The following is an 18360-nucleotide window of genomic DNA, read 5'->3' as shown; positions in this document are numbered from 1 at the left end:
GTTCGCTCCTCGTTTACCAGTTCCACAGCGTGCCGTCTTCAAGACGGGCTACCGGCAGATAGGCCGGATCGTAGGGGTATTTCGCTGCCAGTTTTTCATCAAACTCGATGCCCAGCCCCGGCTTGTCGCCCGGGTGCATATAGCCGTTATCAAAGCGCCAGCTGTGCGGGAAGACCTCCAGCATCTGTTCGGAATAGCCCATATACTCCTGGACGCCAAAGTTTGGCACCCACAGGTCAAAATGCAGCGCGGCGGCGTGGCAAACGGGCGAGAGATCCGACGGGCCGTGCGAGCCGGTGCGCACCTGATAAAGCGAGGCGAAGTCGGCGATGCGACGCATCCCGGTAATGCCGCCCGCGTGGGTAATGGTGGTGCGAATATAGTCGATAAGCTGCTCTTCGATGAGCTGCTTGCAGTCCCAGATGCTGTTAAACACTTCCCCCACCGCAATGGGCGTAACGGTATGCTGGCGGATCAGGCGGAAGCAGGCCTGGTTTTCCGCAGGCGTTGGGTCTTCCATCCAGAACATGCGGAATGCTTCGATGCTCTTGCCGAAGCGCGCCGCTTCGATTGGCGTCAGGCGGTGGTGCATGTCGTGCAGAAGATGTTCATTAAAGCCGAATTTAGTGCGCACCGCGTCGAACAGTTTCGGCGTGAAATCGAGGTATTTTTCGGTGGACCACAGCTGCTCTTCCGGCCAGTCGCCTTTGGTCGCAGGCTCGTAGGCCAGCCCCTTCCCTTTGGCCATGCCGTAGGTAGTTTTCATGCCCGGCACGCCGCACTGCACGCGGATCGCCTTAAAGCCCATCTCTTTATGACGGGCGTAGTCTTCCAGCACGTCGTCAATGGTGTGCCCGGTGGTGTGGCAGTAGACCATCACCCCTTCCCGGGAGGCGCCGCCCAGCAGCTGGTAGAGCGGCATGTTGGCCGCCTTGGCTTTGATATCCCACAGCGCCATATCCACGGCGGAGATGGCCGACATGGTGACCGGTCCGCGACGCCAGTAGGCGCCCTTATAGAAAAACTGCCAGATGTCTTCGATGCGGTGCGCATCGCGGCCAATCAGCTGGGGGCAAAGATGATCCTTCAGGTACGAGGCAACGGAGAGCTCGCGCCCGTTCAGCGTAGCGTCACCGAGGCCGACAATCCCCTCATCGGTGGTGATTTTAAGGGTGACAAAGTTCCGCCCCGGGCAGGTAACAAACACGTCAGCCGCGACAATCTTCATAATTCCTTTCCTTACATCGTTCGTTGTGATGCTGGAAATTTACCCATCGACCCTACTACCATACAAGTATAATAATCATAAAATCAGCTAACGATCACAAAACCCGGGGACTCAGGCGCGCCCCCATCCCGCCACAATAATCAGCATACCGCACAGGGCAATCAGCGCCCCGGCCCAGTCGTATGCGCTGAGCTTGATGCCGTCCACCACGCGTAACCACAGCAGCGCAGTACACACATAAACACCACCGTAAGCCGCGTAAACGCGCCCACTGGCCGCCGGATGCAGCGTTAACAGCCAGACAAACAGGGCCAGCGCGACGCTTGCCGGAATGAGCAACAATACGGTTCCTCCCTTCTTCAGCCAGAGCCAGGGTAGGAAGCAGCCGATGATTTCGCATAGCGCGGTGGCAAAAAAAAGCAGCGTCGTTTTAAGCATTTTTCACGTCAGGTGAGGATCTATTTAACCATCATACCTGATGATGCCCTTTACTTTTCCATACTTGCTCCGCGGGTATGCCGTCATTTCTCTTTGGTGTAGAATCTGTACGGGGTAACTTGATTATCTGCACCCATTTAAAAGGAAACGCTATGACCACATTAAGCAAACGCCTTTGTCTGACAGCCCTGCTGGCGCTGTCATCGTTCGCCTTTGCCGCCTCTGCGACAGCGGAAACCAGCAAGCTCGTTATTGAGTCTGGTGACAGCGCGCAAAGCCGCCAGAACGCCGCCATGGACAAAGAACAATGGAATGACACCCGTAACCTTCGTCAGAAGGTCAACAAACGTGCTGAAAAAGAGTGGGACAAAGAAGATGTCGCATTTGACGCGCGCGATAAGTGTCAGCAAAGTGCAAACGTCAATGCCTACTGGGAGCCTAACACTCTGCGCTGCCTGGATCGCCGCACTGGCCGCACGGTAGCCCCGTAATGTCTGGATCCTGCGACGTTAAACTCCGTCCGCTGGAGCGTGAAGACCTGCGTTTCGTCCACCAACTCGATAATAATGCCAGCGTGATGCGCTACTGGTTCGAAGAGCCTTACGAGGCGTTTGTCGAGCTGTCCGATCTCTACGATAAGCACATTCACGATCAGAGTGAACGTCGTTTTGTGGTGGAGTGTGAAGGCGAAAAAGCCGGTCTTGTTGAGCTGGTTGAAATCAACCACGTTCACCGTCGGGCGGAGTTCCAGATCATCATCTCCCCTGAACATCAGGGAAAAGGCCTTGCCTCACGGGCAGCGAAGCTGGCAATGGATTACGGATTCAACGTTCTGAATCTCTACAAGCTTTACCTGATTGTGGACAAAGAGAACGAGAAAGCGATCCATATCTACCGCAAGCTGGGCTTTATGGTGGAAGGCGAGCTGATTCACGAGTTCTTTATCAACGGTGAATACCGCAATACCATTCGCATGTGCATCTTCCAGCATCAGCACCTGGCCGGGCACAAGCCATCAGGCGCCAGCCTGCTGAAACCAACCGCGCAGTAACCTGCGCGGCTTTACTCTCAGTAATATTCAATCGTGTTCTTGATGGTGTACTTGCGCTCAACGGCGGGTTTGACGCTGTCGTCGGTGATCGTCAGATCGCAGCTCACCGGGTTATTGTGGCGGTCGTAATCGCAGCTCTGCTTGACGTTACCCAGCGGCTTGTCATTCAACATGCTCACCGCCGAGTAATCCATTCTTTTGCGAACATCTTTAGACGGCGTCGACTGGACGGACAGGTGCTGATCCCCGGAGACGGTGGTTTTGCCCAGCGGATAACCATCCGCGTCGTAGCGATACTTCACTTCCATCTCTTTGCCGTGCGCCGCCACCACAAAACCGTTGTCGTCGGTATCCCACGTCACCCCGGCTGACGGCAGTTCGGCCAGCTGGCATTTCCCCTGCAGCTTCACTTTTCGCTGCTGGGTTTCTGCGTCAAGATAGTAATTGGCATCCAACACCAGCGCCACGCCGGTGTTAGCCTCCAGGTCGTGCAGCTCCAGCGTATCGAAACACCCTTCCGTCGAGACGGTGCCGGTGACCCGTTTGGACACTTCGCCCTTCTCGTTGAACAGCGTCTGAGTAAAGTCTTTGACCGGGCCGCGCAGCGGATCAAAATCAAACTCGTTTGAAAAACTCGCCATCTCGGGCGTAAACGACAGCGGCGCGGAGCTGTTGTCGCACCCCACCAGTGTTGCTGCCAGTAGCGTTATCGCTGCGTATTTCTTCACATTTATTACCGTACAGGGAGATTATTCCCAATCATATTAGCAAATACAGTTGTTTACACGAAGCCTGCTAAAATTAATCTCTACACAGAGAAAAGGAGCTACAGATGAAACGGTTACCCTGGATTACCGCCCTGCTGTTAATGAGTGCCTCAACGGCCGCGCTGGCGGCACCGGATTCCTGCGAGCGCGTGAAAAGCGACATTCAGCAGAAGATTATCAACAACGGCGTGCCTGAGTCAGGCTTTACGCTGAGCATTGTGCCTAACGACCAGGCCGATCAGGCGGGCACGCAGGTGGTGGGCCACTGTGCCAACGATACCTTTAAAATTTTATACATCCGCACCGGCAGTGGTGCGGCAGCTGAACCTCAGTAATTGAGCTTCAATCCCCTTTGATTTGATAAGGATTAATATTTAGTCCCCCCAAATCAGTAACACTCACCCCATCATTAGCCCGGATATCATTTCGGGAAAAATAATACGCAATTATATACCCTAAATAATTCGAGTTGCAGGAAGGCGGCAAGGGAACGAATCCCCAGGAGCGTACATAAGTACGTGACTGGGGTGAGTGAGTGCAGCCAACGCACCTGCAACTTGAAGTATGACGGGTATAATGATGGGGTGAGCCATGTCCGATACTGAACATCACGGCGGAATTAGCCGTCGAACTCTCGTGAAATCTACCGCAATTGGTTCTCTGGCGCTTGCCGCTGGTGGGATCTCGCTTCCGTTTGGTCTTAAAAGCGCTGCCACCGCGGTGAAGAACGCCGTCCAGCCGCCTGAAGATACCGTGGTGTGGGGCGCCTGCTCGGTCAACTGCGGCAGCCGCTGTGCGCTGCGTCTGCACGTACGTGACAATGAAGTGTACTGGGTCGAAACGGACAACACCGGCGAGGATATTTACGGTAACCATCAGGTGCGAGCCTGCCTGCGCGGACGTTCAATTCGCCGTCGTATCAATCACCCTGACCGTCTGAACTACCCGATGAAGCGCGTGGGCAAACGCGGTGAAGGCAAGTTCGAGCGCATAACATGGGATGAGGCACTGAACGCCATTACCGCCAGCCTGAAAGACGTGGTGGCCAAATACGGTAACGAAGCGGTGTATATTAACTATTCCTCCGGCATTGTCGGCGGCAATATCACCCGCTCCTCCCCTTACGCTTCGCTGGTGGCGCGCCTGATGAACTGCTACGGCGGTTTTCTGAGCCACTACGGCACCTACAGCACGGCGCAAATCGCCTGCGCGATGCCCTATACCTACGGCAGCAACGACGGTAACAGCACGTCCGACATCGAAAACACCAAACTGGTGGTGATGTTCGGCAATAACCCGGCGGAAACGCGCATGAGCGGCGGCGGGATTACCTATTATCTGGAGCAGGCACGCGAGCGCTCCAACGCCCGCATGATCGTCATCGACCCGCGCTATACCGATACGGCAGCCGGACGCGAGGATGAATGGATCCCGATCCGTCCGGGTACCGATGCCGCGCTGGTGGCGGGCATTGCCTGGGTGTTAATCGACGAAAACCTGGTCGACCAGCCGTTTCTGGATAAATACTGCGTTGGCTACGACGAAAAAACGCTGCCGGAAGGCGCACCCGCTAACGGTCACTACAAAGCGTATATTCTTGGCCAGGGTGATGACCACACGGCGAAAACGCCAGAGTGGGCCTCACGCATCACCGGCATTCCGGCGGATCGCATCGTTAAGCTTGCCCGCGAAATCGGCTCCGCGAAGCCGGCCTACATCTGTCAGGGCTGGGGACCACAGCGCCAGGCAAACGGCGAGCTGACGTCCCGCGCCATCGCCATGCTGCCTATTCTGACTGGAAACGTGGGGATCAACGGCGGTAACAGCGGCGCGCGTGAGTCAACCTACACCATCACCATTGAACGTATGCCGCTGCCGGACAACCCGGTCAAAACGCAAATCTCCTGCTTCAGCTGGACGGACGCCATCGCCCGCGGGCCGGAGATGACCGCCCTGCGCGACGGCGTGCGCGGGAAAGATAAGCTGGACATGCCGATTAAGTTCATCTGGAACTACGCGGGCAACACCATCATCAACCAGCACTCCGATATCAATAAAACCCACGAAATCCTGCAGGATGAAAGCAAGTGCGAGATGATCGTGGTCATCGATAACTTCATGACGTCGTCAGCGAAGTACGCCGATATCGTGCTGCCGGACCTGATGACCGTCGAGCAGGAAGACATCATTCCGAACGATTATGCGGGCAATATGGGCTATCTGATTTTCCTCCAGCCCGCGACCGCGCCGAAGTTTGAACGCAAGCCGATCTACTGGATCATGAGCGAAGTGGCGAAACGCCTCGGGCCGGATATCCATCAGAAATTTACCGAAGGACGCACGCAGGAACAGTGGCTGCAGTACCTGTATGCCAAAATGCTCGAAAAAGACCCTCACCTGCCGTCTTATGACGAGCTGAAAAAAATGGGCATTTATAAGCGCAAAGATCCAAACGGACACTTCGTGGCCTATAAAAAATTCCGCGAGAACCCGGAAGCCAATCCGCTGAAAACACCATCGGGCAAGATTGAAATATACTCCAGTAAGCTGGCGGAGATTGCGGCCACCTGGGAGCTGGAAAAAGATGAAACCATCAGCCCGCTGCCCGTCTACGCATCAACCTTCGACGGCTGGGACGCGCCCGAGCGTGCGCAGTTTCCGCTGCAGCTGTTTGGCTTCCACTTTAAGGCCCGTACCCACTCGAGCTACGGTAACGTCGACGTGCTGAAAGCGGCCTGCCGTCAGGAGGTCTGGCTTAATCCGGTCGATGCCGAAAAGCGCGGCATCAAGAACGGCGATACGGTGCGCGTCTTTAATCGTCGCGGCGAGGTGAGAATTGAAGCAAAAGTGACGCCGCGCATCATGCCCGGCGTGAGCGCCATGGGCCAGGGCGCCTGGCACGACGCCAATATGAGTGGCGATCGTATCGACTACGGCTCATGCATCAACACCCTGACCACACACCGCCCTTCACCACTGGCGAAAGGCAACCCGCAGCACACCAATCTGGTACAGATCGAGAAGGTGTAGCGGGTGAATGGCTTGACCGTAGTTTATTCTATGATTTGTATGATCGTTTAACACCGTCGCGCGGACACCCTCCGCGCGAACAAGGAAGATGTAATGAAAGACGTCTCACATCGTGAATCGTTCGCGTTCAGCGCCCGGGTGCTGGGTGCGCTGTTTTATTTCGCACCAGACAGCGAGCAGGCCGCGCCGCTGGTGCAGGCCCTCACTGCGGGCGAATGGGTTCAGGACTGGCCCCTGCCTTCGGAAACGCTGCGACCCGTAGCCGACACCTTTGCCGCGTCTGCCGACGAACCGCTGACGGACGCCTGGCAACGACTGTTTATTGGCCCTTACGCCCTGCCCGCTCCACCGTGGGGCTCCGTCTGGCTGGACCGCGAATCCGTGCTGTTTGGCGACTCGACCCTCGCGCTGCGCCAGTGGATGCGGGAGAACAATATCGCATTTGAAATGCAGCAGAATGAACCGGAAGATCACTTCGGGACATTACTGCTGCTGGCGGCATGGCTGGCCGAGAACGGCCGCGAGGCGGAGTGCGCTCAGCTTCTTGCATGGCACCTGCTGCCGTGGAGCACCCGCTTCCTGACTGTGTTTGTCGAGAACGCCAACCATCCGTTTTATATCGCGCTGGGTAAGCTTGCGCAGCTGACGCTTGCGGACTGGCGATCCGGGCTGCTTATTCCGGTTGCGGAAAAGACGCTGTATCGCTAAGGGGTGTGGCTTGCTCGCGGATAGCGGGCAAGCTTTAACCAGTTATCCCTCTCCACCCGATTCACTCGCACTCTCTTTGCTTTGAATGAACCGCAGTGCCAAATAGAGGTCTGGTGCCAGAATCATGTCATCGTCATTCATTGTTGGCCGACTGTCTTTAAACCAGCGTGTTAATTCCGTTTTCCTGCCCGCGAGGATTAATTTAATCTGTCGACCTTTCAGGTCACGCTTTAACTCATTAATGGTTGCCAGGACACTGATGTCTGAATAGGTGAAGCAGGCCACGGCATCAATCACCACCCATTTAGGTTGTAAAGCGGCACCATCAACCAGGTTCAATACCCGGCGTTTAAAATAAGCCACATTAAAATAGGTCAACGGTGAGTTAAATCGATACATCAGTACGCCAGGAACCATTTTAATATCGGTGGTATTCCCTAACGAGTGAATCATTCCATCTTCGTCAGTGCCCAGCAGGTGCTCAGAGGGACGAAACACCGTACGAAGGAACTGTAACAGCCCAAGCAACACCGCAAGGCCGATCCCCTGGATAACGCCGATAATTAACACACAGCCAAAGGTGAAGAAAGCCAGGCGAAATGCCTGTTTATTTCTTCGCCTCAGGTTCCATAGACCTCGTAAATCAATCAATGACCACGATGCATACATTAGAACAATACCTAACGCAGATACCGGAATGTATTGTAATGGTTGAGTGAAAAATACCACGACGATACCGATGAGTAAGGCTGCGACCACGGAAACCAGCTGACTTTTCCCACCAACCGAATCATTAACCGCGGTCCGGGAATCGGCGCCACTGATAGCAAACCCCTGAGATAACCCAGACATAATGTTCGCAATACCCAGAGCCCGGAACTCAGCATCAGCATTAATTTCATAGCCATTTTTTGCGGCGAAACTGCGGGCGGTCAGCATCAGACTGACAAAACTCACCAGGGCCAGGTTCAGCGCCGGGATCACTAAATCACGCATCGGACCGGGCTGGAACGCCCCCCAGTGAACGACGGGTAAACCAGACTGGAAGCCATCCCCACCGATAGTGGCAATACCATACTGTTGCGCAGATGTCCCCCATACCAGTGCCGTTGTTATCACAATGGCAATTAAAGGTGCTGGCCACTGGCTGCGGTACGTTTTGATAACCATTAAAATAATTAACGTTATAAGCGATATCCCTATCGTTAATAAATGGCTGTCCGAAAGTCGGCCTGGCAAGGCCATTATTTTCTCAATAACCTGCGCTTCATCTAGCTTGATCCCAAAAACCTTGCCTAATTGACCGACAATAATCGTCACGGCTACGCCATTCAGCAAACCCGTAAGAATGGGATGAGAAAGCAGATCGGCAAGTGCGCCCAGGCGAAATTTACTGGCAAGCAGGCACCACCCGCCCATCATCAAAGTCATGATGATCGTCAGTTGCCAGTGCAGTTCGGGGTTACCTGCAGAGAGAGGAAACACGACGGCCGCAATCACCGCGCAGGTCGTGGCATCAGGGCCAACAATAAGCTGACGTGAAGAGCCAAACAGTGCGTAAGCTATCATCGGTAAAATGCAGGAATACAGCCCTACTATTGCCCCAACCCCCGCCAGCTCAGCATAAGCAATAGCAACGGGTAGCGCGACAGCCGCAACGGATAACCCGGCTTTAACATCATGTTTTAGCCAGCTTTTATCGTAGGCTAACAAATTTTGTAAACCTGGCATGTAGTTCAACAATAGCTTTCCGACCACGTTATTCTCCGGACATTAATATTACCCACGAGATGTTGGCACACTTTTATGTGAGGTTCTGGCTTTCAAATGCTCCGGACGGAGGCCCCGCCGCTCAGGTCCTGTAAATGCTTAACCATTTTATTATTCTGACTGGTGTTAAACATAGTTCAAAAACGAACGGTTAGCCGCGGTTGGCCCTGCCGGATGGTGCCGTGCTGTTAGCGGGTGATGGGTGGGTAGAATCAGCAGACAGGCAGCCGACGATCTGACTCGTTTGTGGTTCGGTATAACGAGTCTCAAGATAAGACTTGAAAAAAAATATCTCCCTAAGGTACAGCTAAGTTAGCCACGTTAATGTGAAATAATCACACGATGGCAAAAGGCGCCAAAATGATAACCGACCCAAAGAATACCTTGCTCAATAAAGTCCCGGAAGTTACGCTTTTCTTCTGGCTTATCAAAATGATGTCTACAACTGTTGGCGAAACAGCTGCCGATTTTCTGAACATGGATCTCGGCTGGGGATTGACTTACACCACACTACTAACCTTCGTGTTATTCATAATTGCACTGGTGACCCAACTGCGCACCACGCGCTATATCCCGTCTATTTACTGGACGACAGTGCTGCTGATAAGTGTGTTCGGTACTCTGGTAACGGATAATTTGACCGACCATTTTAACGTACCTCTTTCTTTGTCCTCAGGCGTGTTTGGTGCACTGCTGATTCTGACCTTTGTGCTCTGGTATAACGAAGAACACACGCTCTCTATTCATAGTATTACAACCCGTAAGCGCGAGATTTTTTACTGGGTGGCCATCCTCTTTACCTTTTCGTTGGGAACCGCGGCTGGCGACTGGCTATCGGAGGGCTTAGATCTTGGTTATATGAATGCCGCAGCGCTATTCGGTGCCGGTATAGGATTAACAGCAATTGCTTTTTATCGCTTCATGGCAAATAGCATCGCGTGCTTCTGGGTCGCCTATATTCTTACCCGCCCATTCGGTGCTTCCTGTGGTGATTTACTTTCTCAGTCTGAAGGGAATGGAGGTTTTGGATTGGGCACAACCGGCACCAGCGTTATCTTTTTATTGATCATTATAAGCTTGATCGGTTATCTGACCTTTCGTCACAAGATGGATGAGCTGGAAAAATAATCATAGCTCCCCCGGATTAAGAATCCGGGGTTTATTTTTTTAGCTCTTGAAAGGGTTGCAGCTAATACTCCCCCTACATTTCTAATGCCGGAAGCGCTAGCGATGAAGTTATTACTAATACTACAAATGGTGTTAGCTTTATTTGTTCTCTTTATCAATCCGGACCTTTGTTATGATATTGTGCATTATTTAAAACAAATACTTACTTAACGCTTTCATTTGAGTTTGTTCGCCAGAAATGCCGAATTTCACTGCCACGTTTTAAAAACGCTCAAAACGTAAAATGTAACAAGGAAAGTGACAATTTTTCGTCTGTAAACGTAACGGCTTCAGGAGAATAATGCTGGCAAACGTATGCCAGTTTATGCTCGTCAGGATCGCGCAGATAGGCAATATAAAAATCGGGACCGTACGCGGCTCGTGTCCCTGGGGCACCTTCGCTTTCCCCTCCCGCAAGGAGGTCTGCTGCATGGAACCGTCTGACAAGGTCCGCATTATCTGCACTGAAAGCAAACATTGTTCCGTTTCCGTGACGTAAGATCTCAACTTTCCGTATGTATGCTAAAATTTGTACAGCTACAGGCCGAAAATTACTTCTTATAAATTCAGTACGTTAGCCAAAGTGAGCGAATATGGATAATATTCCACGTAAGCAGACAGCCCGTAAAAGATATCCCGCATGGCTGTGGTGCGGAAGTTTTTATCTGGTTACATTACATTGCTCTGCAGATGAAATAAATCTGTATTCAATAAACACTGGCTCATACGTTTATCATCTGACGCATAATCACGGACAATACACGGAGAACTTTGAAAATAAATTTGTTTCCGTGGAGAGGAAATTCTCGGATACGTCGAAATATAGTGTTGTGCTGGGCACAATGAAAAACAGCTTTAATGACAGATGTCTGGCTGCCGGCGTTAGACGAGACTGGGTTGGGTGGGATAACGGTTGGGTTTTTAAAGGAATCTATGGATATGTAGGTGAATTTTTCTTTGATACTTTCGATGACTGTGGCGACCATGGTTCATACCATGATTTTAAAAAAGCAACCGGGATAGGATTTTCGCCCTACATCTATCATGGATTCCAGTATAATTTTACGTCTTATTTTGGAATGGATGTGGGTCTTATCATACCCTCCGTGTTTGTCATCACAGCACAATGGAGCTTTAGATAAATCCGTCAACCACGTGTGCAGTGCTGTAACTGTCAGCACGGGGAACCGCCCCGCCATCTAAACCGGAGCGGCTTATATACGGCTCAAGACCACCAGCCGCCGTAACCCACAATCAAAAACTGTACGTCACCTTTAAACTCCCGGAGGGTGACGTTTTGCGTTGCACAATGGGACTATCACCCGCATCCCCCGTCAGCTGCGTCACCCCCGCTGAGGCAAGCACGCTCCAGCGCGAGGTGAGCTTGTGGGTCCAGTCCAGATTCATCGACCAGGCATAAATCCCGGCCCCGGCGTCATGTCGGGCAAAGCCTGATGCGGCCGACTGGGCGGCGTTGACCCCGTAATACGTCTGCATATACTTGTCGGATCCCCAACTGCCGGTCACCGCCAGCGTCACCGCATTTGTTGGTGAGGTGTAGAACGGGCTGGAAATGCCGAAATGTACCGCTTCACCGTTGTCCCTTTCAGAAACCGGTACCTCAGCCTGCAGCTGTAGATGAAGCCAGTCGGTCACCTTGTACTCCAGCCCAGGCACAACAATAGCCGAGCCTTTTATCTCGCCCATCCCTCGCAGCTCGTCGCTGCCGGAGCTGATCGAATCGCTGCTCACGTCTTTATCTTTACGACCAACTCGATAGCTCAGCGCTGCGCTGTAATCCAGGTTACCAATGTTGTTGCCGTAACCGATCCCTCGCGTGGTGCCGATAAAGAAGCCATTTGCCATGGAATAATCCACTACCTGAGCCGCTGAGACGCGAGTTTTATCTGAACCCGAGTAGCGTGGCGCGACGTCCACGCCGCCCCCCAGGGTTAAGACGTTTTCGTGACTCTGTTCTGCCGCCAGTAAGGGCGTGGCCAGTAACGCCAGAACGACGCCCGGCGCGATGTTTTTCAGGCTGCGGCCCGAAAGTAAATGGGGGAACGTATGACGCAGTTCGATGTTTCTCATTACAGAAGCCCTTTTGGATTCAAATGATGACGATGCATGCGGTTAACCGCCAGAACGCCCATTTTGAATACTGACCCTAAGGTTCTGATGAGCCGAAAATGAAGAAACACTGAAGCGTGAGCAGATGCTGTAACCCGGACAGATTTCCTGATACCGTTTTTTTCTTAAGATGTTCTTCATTCACGGTTGATACAGTTACCAGTGTGAAAATTCTACTAATCGAAGACGACCTCGATCTCGGCAATGGCGTACGTATCGCCCTCTCAGATCAAGGATTTGACGTCATATGGGTACGCCGTAAAGAGGATGCGCTGCATCAGCTGGACGTCTGCGTGCCGGAACTTATTTTGCTCGACCTGGGACTGCCCGACGGCGATGGCATGAGCCTGATGACGCGTTTGCGTCAGCAGCTCAAGGGGATCCCGGTCATCATCCTGACGGCGCGAGGCACGTTGCAGGATCGGCTGAGCGGGCTGGATGCCGGTGCGGATGACTATCTCGTCAAACCCTTCATTCTCGCTGAGCTGCTGGCGCGAGTCAGAGCCCTGGCGCGGCGCAGCTACGGTTTCGAGAATGAGGCGATAGAAATTCGAGGCTTATCTCTTCATGTCCCGACGCGTCGCGTGAAGGTAAGTGCACGCCATATCGATCTGACGGCCAGTGAATACGCGCTACTGGAAACGCTGATGCTGCGCGCTGACCGCGTGATTACGCGACGGTTTCTGGAAGAACGAATATTCGGCAACAAAGAGAACCTCAGTAATGCGCTCGACGTGCATATGGGGAATTTGCGGCGAAAGATCGGCGACGGCTATGTGCGAACGGTGCGGGGCGTCGGGTACGTCATTGATACCGTATCCATTCAGAAGGTGACCGGTTGATGCAAAACGTCTGGTATCACCTGAGACGCCCAACGCTGGTACGGCGAATTATTATCGCCCAGCTGCTGCTGCTTACCCTGCTGTGGTGTCTTTTTGTCACCTTCATTCTGTGGGAGGACCTGCGCAGTCCTCCTATCCTCACGGGCAGTAATACCTACGAAACCCTTTTTACCCTGGTCGAGCGTATGGACGGACGCCCGCAGGATCGCACCGCAGTGCTGGAATCCTTCAGTAAGGCGCTACGTGAGGGCTATGGCGGCGGGGACGATCCCGTGCTGTCGATTAACCTCATCGTTCGCAAGAATAATGCCGTTATATTTTCATCAAAAGGGGCACCTGGCGGAGTAGCAAACACCCGGCCCGGAGAACTGGAACACGTTCAGAGTGGAGGTCGCGTCTGGACCAGCCGCACCCTCAAATCCCCTCACTCCGATGTGGAGGTTACCCTTTTCACCCCAGCCAGCGGCTGGAACTTCTTTATCTATCTGAACTCACGTGGCTACTACATCCTGCCGCTGCTGGTCTGCTTCCCTTTTCTACTGTTTCCCGCATGGCTGTCAATACGCATTGCGATGCGCCCCTGGAATAAGGTGGTCAATGAAATTACGTTACGCACGCCTGACGATCTCTCCCCCTTAAAAGCCGTTCCCAGGCACAGGGAGCTTCGTCAGATGGTGGACGCGATCAATGACTTCCTTGCCAGAGTCCGTGAAAGCGCGGAAAGGGAACGGGTTTTCATTGCGGATGCCGCGCACGAGCTGCGTACCCCCCTCGCGGCGATGCGCATCAACGTGGAAGCGCTGCAGTCCTGGGTCATCAGCGAGAACCAGCAGGAGCTGCTTGCGGGAGTGATTCGCAGCAACAGCCGCGCCGCGCGTCTCGTCAACCAACTGCTGCTGATGATGCACAGTGAAGCGCGTATTGATACGGCTATGGAGCCCGTGCCGCTGACAACGCTTATTCAGGAACGAATGGCCGAGCTGGAGCCGCTAGCGTCTGCGCGCGACATTGAGCTGGAATTCTTCGCCGAGGATGAAATCTTGATCTCAGGCGTCAGGGAACGTCTGGTGTCACTCATTGATAATCTTATTGAGAACGCCGTGAAGTACAGCCCCGAGGGCGGGCGGATTCAGGTCGATGTCCGTGTAGTAGATAGCTTCGCGCGGCTTCGCGTTTCAGATGCAGGACCCGGCATTCCGACCGAGCTGCGGGAGCGCGTGTTCGACCGCTTCTTCCGCGATCCCAATCAGGTGCAAAGCGGCAGCGGGCTAGGGCTTGCCATCGTCAAAGCGGTGGCGCAGCAACACAGCAGCAGCGTAAACCTGAGCACTTCCGCTGAAGGAGGCCTCATGGTGACGGTTGACTTCCCGAACCGCACGTTTAGCTAAAGCAGAACAGGGGGTTTGATCGCAAATGCCGCAGATTGCTTCAAAATAATTACCGTATTTGTTATATTGTTGTTTATTGCTTATTCACCTCTGCGGTGCCAAAAAGAACAAGATTCACCGCAACCCAGGACAGAGAAATGTTAGATTACCGCTTCCCGACAGCTTTGCAGATGGTTCTCAGCGTAGCGATGGCGGAGCAATTGGGTGAACGTTCGACGAGTGCGATTCTGGCCTACGGTCTGGAAGCGAACCCGAGCTTCATCCGTAAATTGATGGTTCCGCTGACGCGTGACGGCATTATCGTCTCAACGCTTGGCCGTAACGGCTCAATTCACCTTGGTCGCCCGCCGGAAGAGATCTCCCTGCGCGACATCTACCTTTCGGTCATCGAAGATAAAAAGCTGTGGGCGTCGCGCCCTGACGTACCGGCCCGCTGCGTTGTCAGCGCGAACGCCTGCTGGTATTTCAAATCGATTTCCGAAGAAGCTGAGCAGGCGTCGTTAGCAATACTGGCCCGCCATACCGTGGCAAGCGCCCTGGAGGCGGTCAAAAACGCCGACAGCAGCGGATGGGATCCGCTCCCCGACCTCATTGCCCAGTATCAAAAAACGTCATAACGTTTTATCTGATGCGAAAAAAAACCGCCTTCACTATGAAGGCGGTTTTTTATTATCTGCAATATCCCTAGGCAGGCAGAACTTCCCTTTCCTCTTTACCACGCGTCACTAACTTACGCAGCGTCACGTAAAACACCGGCGTCAGGAACAGACCAAACAGCGTCACGCCCAGCATCCCGGAGAAGACCGTGATCCCGGTGACGCCGCGCACTTCTGCACCCGCGCCGTGACCAAGGATCAGCGGAATGGTCCCGGCAATAAAGGCGATGGAGGTCATCACAATCGGGCGTAAACGCAGGCGACACGCCTCCAGCGCGGCCTCCATGATGCCTTTGCCCTGAATTTCCAGCTCGCGGGCAAACTCCACGATAAGAATGGCGTTTTTACAGGCCAGCCCCATCAGCACCACCAGCCCTACCTGCACGAAGACGTTGTTATCGCCCCCGGTCAGCCAGACGCCAAACAGCGCGGAAAGCATCGTCATCGGCACGATGAGGATCACCGCCAGCGGCAGCGTCCAGCTTTCATACAGCGCCGCCAGGACCAGGAACGCCAGCAGCACCGCGACCGGGAAGACGATCAGCGCCGTATTCCCCTGGGTGGCCTGCTGGAAGCTCAGGTCCGTCCATTCAATGTTCATCCCGTTCGGCAGGATCTGCTTAGACATCGCGTCCAGCTGCGTCATCGCCTGCGCAGATGAAAGCACGCGCGGGTCGGCATCGCCAATCAGGTCCGCCGCCGGGTAACCGTTGTAGCGGATCACCGGATCCGGCCCGTAGGTGGTCGTGATGTTCACCATGCTGCCAATCGGCACCATTTCGCCCTGGCTGTTGCGGGTGCGCAGATTCGCAATATCTTCCACGCTGTCGCGGAACTGCCCGTCGGCCTGCGCCATCACGCGCCAGGTGCGCCCGAACTGGTTGAAGTCGTTCACGTACGACGAGCCCAGATAGGTTTGCAGCGTCCCGAAAAGATCGGTCAGCGATACGCCCTGCGCTTTCGCCTTGTCGCGATCAACCTGCACGTCCAGCTGCGGCACGTTAGCCTGGTAGGTTGAGATCGGGAAATGCATTCCCGGCGTCTGCATAATCGCACCGGACATGGTGTTCACCGCGTTTTGCAGCGCGCCATAGCCCAGACCACCGCGGTCCTGAATGTACAGGGAATAGCCCGACCCCTGACCCAGTCCTAAAATCGGCGGCGGCAGAATGGAGAAGCCAAAGCCCTGCTGAATTTGGGCGATTTTCGCGTTAATCTCCGCATTAATTTCCGCCGCAGTATGTTTACGCTGGTCGAACGGCTTCAGGCCGAAGAACACCGTCCCGGTATTCGGCGTGTTGGTGAACTGCAGCGCATTCAGCCCCGGAAACGCGACCGCGTAGTCCACGCCTTCGGTATTCATCCCGATTTCGCTCATTTTGCGGATCACCGCGTCGGTGCGGGCCAGCGAAGAGCCTTCCGGCATTTTCACGCCGCCGATCAGGTAAAGCTTGTCCTGGGTTGGAATAAACCCGCCGGGCACCGCTTTAAACATGACGCCTGCGGCACAGAGCAGCAGCAGATAAACCACAAACACCGCCCCGCGTCGTCCCAGCGTTTTGCCCACCAGCCCCTGATAGCCGTTCGAGCTGCGGAGGAAGAAACGGTTAAACGGACGGAAAATCCAGCCGAACAGACGATCGATAAGCCGGGTCGGGAAATCTTTCGGCGCGCCGTGCGGTTTTAACAGCAGTGCCGCCAGCGCCGGAGAGAGCGTCAGCGAGTTAATCGCTGAAATCACCGTAGATATCGCGATCGTCACCGCAAACTGCTTGTAGAACTGGCCGGTAACGCCCGACAGAAACGCCATCGGCACAAACACCGCGCACAGCACTAGCGCGATAGCGATAATCGGCCCGGACACTTCGCGCATCGCCTGATGCGCCGCCGGAAGTGGAGCAAGTCCCTCTTCAATGTTTCGCTCGACGTTTTCCACTACCACGATGGCGTCGTCCACCACGATACCGATGGCCAGCACCAGCCCGAACAGGCTGAGGGTATTCAGCGAGAAGCCCAGCAGGTAGAGAATGCTGAAGGTACCCACCACCGACACCGGCACCGCGATCAGCGGAATGATCGACGCGCGCCAGGTTTGCAGGAACAGAATGACTACCAGCACCACCAGCACCACCGCTTCCAGCAGCGTTTGCACCACCGCACGGATCGAATCGCGCACAAAGACCGTCGGATCGTAAGGTGCCGCCCACTTCATGTCCGCCGGGAAGCGCGTGGACAGTTCGTCCATTTTCGCGCGCACCGCGTTAGACAGATCGATGGCGTTCGCCCCCGGCGACTGGAAGATACCAATCCCGACCGCGTCTTTATTGTTCAGCTGGGAACGCAGCGCATAACTGCCGGACCCCATTTCGATACGCGCCACGTCGCGCAGGCGGACGACCGTACCGTCCTGCGTCGTTTTCAGGACAATATTGCCGAACTCTTCTTCGGTATGCAGACGCCCCTGGGCGTTAATGGAGATCAGGAAATCGCTCTCTTTCGGCAGCGGCTCGGCGCCAAGCTGTCCGGCGGAGACCTGCACGTTCTGCTCCTGCATCGCCGTGACCACGTCCGAAGCGGTCAGCCCGCGGGCCGCCACCTTGTTGGGATCCAGCCAGACGCGCATCGCGTATTCACCCGAGCCGAAAATCTGGATCTGGCCGACGCCGGGCAGACGCGCCAGTTCGTCCTTCACCTTCAGCGTGGCGTAGTTACGCATATACAGGGAGTCGTACTTACCGTTAGGCGAAAACAGATGCACCACCAGCGTCAGCGTCGGGGACTGTTTCTGGGTGGTGATGCCCAGACGCCGCACGTCTTCCGGCAGACGCGCTTCGGCCTGCGCGACGCGGTTTTGTACCTGAACCTGCGCCTGATCCGGATCGGTGCCCGGACGGAAGGTGACGGTAGTGACCAGCACGCCATCGGAACCCGCGACGGACTTCATGTACATCATGTTCTCAACGCCGTTGATCGCCTCTTCCAGCGGCGTCGCCACGGTCTCGGCAATCACTTTCGGGTTGGCGCCCGGGTACTCCGCACGCACCTGCACGCTTGGCGGCACGACGTCAGGATATTCGCTCACCGGCAGCAGCGGGATGGCGATTAACCCTGTGATAAAAATCAGAATCGACAGCACCGCGGCAAAAATCGGCCTGTCGATGAAAAAGCGGGAAAAGTCCATGGGT

At 54.5% G+C, this 18360-nt stretch carries 16 protein-coding genes; 10 read left to right on the top strand and 6 right to left on the bottom strand.

Translation table 11 applies throughout. From position 1 onward, the window contains the following. Nucleotides 1-13: 13 nt before the first annotated feature. Together manD and P349_RS19350 are read right to left on the bottom strand one after the other, a co-directional pair. Nucleotides 14-1228 (bottom strand): D-mannonate dehydratase ManD, encoded by a 1215-nt coding sequence (gene manD, locus P349_RS19345; RefSeq protein ID WP_032651143.1) that lies wholly within the window; start codon nt 1226-1228, stop codon nt 14-16. 111 nt (nt 1229-1339) lie between these two features. After that, entirely contained in the window at nt 1340-1666 is a 327-nt protein-coding gene (locus P349_RS19350; protein WP_024909097.1) for a YnfA family protein, read from the bottom strand. A gap of 152 nt (nt 1667-1818) precedes the next feature. On the opposite strand from P349_RS19350, the gene P349_RS19355 reads away from it, so the two are divergent. Then, on the top strand, nt 1819-2157 hold the full coding sequence (locus tag P349_RS19355) for a DUF1283 family protein (protein WP_028017573.1): 339 nt from the start codon (nt 1819-1821) through the stop codon (nt 2155-2157). Continuing rightward, entirely contained in the window at nt 2157-2717 is a 561-nt protein-coding gene (gene speG, locus P349_RS19360) for a spermidine N1-acetyltransferase (protein WP_024909098.1), read from the top strand. The genes P349_RS19355 and speG overlap by 1 nt, the downstream gene beginning before the upstream one ends. 17 nt (nt 2718-2734) lie before the next feature. Here the strand turns inward: speG and P349_RS19365 are convergent, their stop codons facing one another. After that, nucleotides 2735-3445 (bottom strand): YnfC family lipoprotein, encoded by a 711-nt coding sequence (locus P349_RS19365; protein WP_024909099.1) that lies wholly within the window; start codon nt 3443-3445, stop codon nt 2735-2737. 104 nt (nt 3446-3549) lie between these two features. On the opposite strand from P349_RS19365, the gene P349_RS19370 reads away from it, so the two are divergent. The 3 genes from P349_RS19370 to dmsD all read left to right on the top strand — a co-directional run bounded on the left by P349_RS19370 (nt 3550) and on the right by dmsD (nt 7222). Continuing rightward, a complete protein-coding gene (locus P349_RS19370; protein ID WP_032651142.1) occupies nt 3550-3819 on the top strand; it encodes a DUF1161 domain-containing protein in 270 nt (89 codons plus the stop codon). A gap of 256 nt (nt 3820-4075) precedes the next feature. Continuing rightward, nucleotides 4076-6514 carry a selenate/tellurate reductase subunit YnfE gene (ynfE, locus tag P349_RS19375; protein WP_032651141.1) on the top strand — a complete coding sequence of 813 codons (2439 nt, stop codon included), beginning with the start codon at nt 4076-4078 and terminating at the stop codon, nt 6512-6514. A 93-nt stretch (nt 6515-6607) separates the two neighbouring features. Next, complete coding sequence (gene dmsD / locus P349_RS19380) at nt 6608-7222, top strand: Tat proofreading chaperone DmsD (protein WP_032651140.1); 615 nt, start codon at nt 6608-6610, stop codon at nt 7220-7222. A 42-nt stretch (nt 7223-7264) separates the two neighbouring features. Here the strand turns inward: dmsD and P349_RS19385 are convergent, their stop codons facing one another. Continuing rightward, entirely contained in the window at nt 7265-8980 is a 1716-nt protein-coding gene (locus P349_RS19385) for a SulP family inorganic anion transporter (protein ID WP_032651138.1), read from the bottom strand. 354 nt (nt 8981-9334) lie between these two features. Here P349_RS19385 and P349_RS19390 point away from each other — a divergent pair, with 354 nt between their 5' ends. Together P349_RS19390 and P349_RS25180 are read left to right on the top strand one after the other, a co-directional pair. Next, on the top strand, nt 9335-10120 hold the full coding sequence (locus P349_RS19390) for a COG4705 family protein (RefSeq protein ID WP_050597467.1): 786 nt from the start codon (nt 9335-9337) through the stop codon (nt 10118-10120). 632 nt (nt 10121-10752) lie between these two features. Next, on the top strand, nt 10753-11301 hold the full coding sequence (locus P349_RS25180; RefSeq protein WP_238550758.1) for a hypothetical protein: 549 nt from the start codon (nt 10753-10755) through the stop codon (nt 11299-11301). Between the two features lie 112 nt (nt 11302-11413). Here the strand turns inward: P349_RS25180 and P349_RS19400 are convergent, their stop codons facing one another. After that, nucleotides 11414-12250 (bottom strand): MipA/OmpV family protein, encoded by an 837-nt coding sequence (locus P349_RS19400; protein WP_032651132.1) that lies wholly within the window; start codon nt 12248-12250, stop codon nt 11414-11416. A 203-nt stretch (nt 12251-12453) separates the two neighbouring features. Here P349_RS19400 and P349_RS19405 point away from each other — a divergent pair, with 203 nt between their 5' ends. The 3 genes from P349_RS19405 to P349_RS19415 all read left to right on the top strand — a co-directional run bounded on the left by P349_RS19405 (nt 12454) and on the right by P349_RS19415 (nt 15136). Further along, complete coding sequence (locus P349_RS19405) at nt 12454-13131, top strand: response regulator (RefSeq protein WP_032651131.1); 678 nt, start codon at nt 12454-12456, stop codon at nt 13129-13131. Beyond that, nucleotides 13131-14519 carry a sensor histidine kinase gene (locus P349_RS19410; RefSeq protein ID WP_032651130.1) on the top strand — a complete coding sequence of 463 codons (1389 nt, stop codon included), beginning with the start codon at nt 13131-13133 and terminating at the stop codon, nt 14517-14519. The genes P349_RS19405 and P349_RS19410 overlap by 1 nt, the downstream gene beginning before the upstream one ends. 137 nt (nt 14520-14656) lie before the next feature. Then, nucleotides 14657-15136 (top strand): RrF2 family transcriptional regulator, encoded by a 480-nt coding sequence (locus P349_RS19415; protein WP_032651129.1) that lies wholly within the window; start codon nt 14657-14659, stop codon nt 15134-15136. Between the two features lie 67 nt (nt 15137-15203). Here P349_RS19415 and oqxB read toward each other — a convergent pair whose 3' ends face one another. Then, entirely contained in the window at nt 15204-18356 is a 3153-nt protein-coding gene (oqxB, locus tag P349_RS19420; protein WP_032651128.1) for a multidrug efflux RND transporter permease subunit OqxB, read from the bottom strand. Between the last annotated feature and the right edge of the window lie 4 nt (nt 18357-18360).

The sequence above is a fragment of the Enterobacter sp. DC4 genome (assembly GCF_000568095.1).
Classification (GTDB): Bacteria; Pseudomonadota; Gammaproteobacteria; order Enterobacterales; family Enterobacteriaceae; genus Enterobacter; species Enterobacter pseudoroggenkampii.
Note: the sequence above shows the minus strand (reverse complement) of the source record. Positions and strands in the feature narration are given on the sequence as shown.

Coding starts and splice junctions, on each gene's coding strand:
- P349_RS19410 (WP_032651130.1), top strand. CDS start 13,131: ATGCAAAACGTCTGGTATCACCTGAGACGCCCAACGCTGGTACGGCGA.
- speG (WP_024909098.1), top strand. CDS start 2,157: ATGTCTGGATCCTGCGACGTTAAACTCCGTCCGCTGGAGCGTGAAGAC.
- P349_RS25180 (WP_238550758.1), top strand. CDS start 10,753: ATGGATAATATTCCACGTAAGCAGACAGCCCGTAAAAGATATCCCGCA.
- P349_RS19390 (WP_050597467.1), top strand. CDS start 9,335: ATGGCAAAAGGCGCCAAAATGATAACCGACCCAAAGAATACCTTGCTC.
- P349_RS19355 (WP_028017573.1), top strand. CDS start 1,819: ATGACCACATTAAGCAAACGCCTTTGTCTGACAGCCCTGCTGGCGCTG.
- ynfE (WP_032651141.1), top strand. CDS start 4,076: ATGTCCGATACTGAACATCACGGCGGAATTAGCCGTCGAACTCTCGTG.
- P349_RS19350 (WP_024909097.1), bottom strand. CDS start 1,666: ATGCTTAAAACGACGCTGCTTTTTTTTGCCACCGCGCTATGCGAAATC.
- manD (WP_032651143.1), bottom strand. CDS start 1,228: ATGAAGATTGTCGCGGCTGACGTGTTTGTTACCTGCCCGGGGCGGAAC.
- P349_RS19415 (WP_032651129.1), top strand. CDS start 14,657: ATGTTAGATTACCGCTTCCCGACAGCTTTGCAGATGGTTCTCAGCGTA.
- dmsD (WP_032651140.1), top strand. CDS start 6,608: ATGAAAGACGTCTCACATCGTGAATCGTTCGCGTTCAGCGCCCGGGTG.
- oqxB (WP_032651128.1), bottom strand. CDS start 18,356: ATGGACTTTTCCCGCTTTTTCATCGACAGGCCGATTTTTGCCGCGGTG.
- P349_RS19400 (WP_032651132.1), bottom strand. CDS start 12,250: ATGAGAAACATCGAACTGCGTCATACGTTCCCCCATTTACTTTCGGGC.
- P349_RS19370 (WP_032651142.1), top strand. CDS start 3,550: ATGAAACGGTTACCCTGGATTACCGCCCTGCTGTTAATGAGTGCCTCA.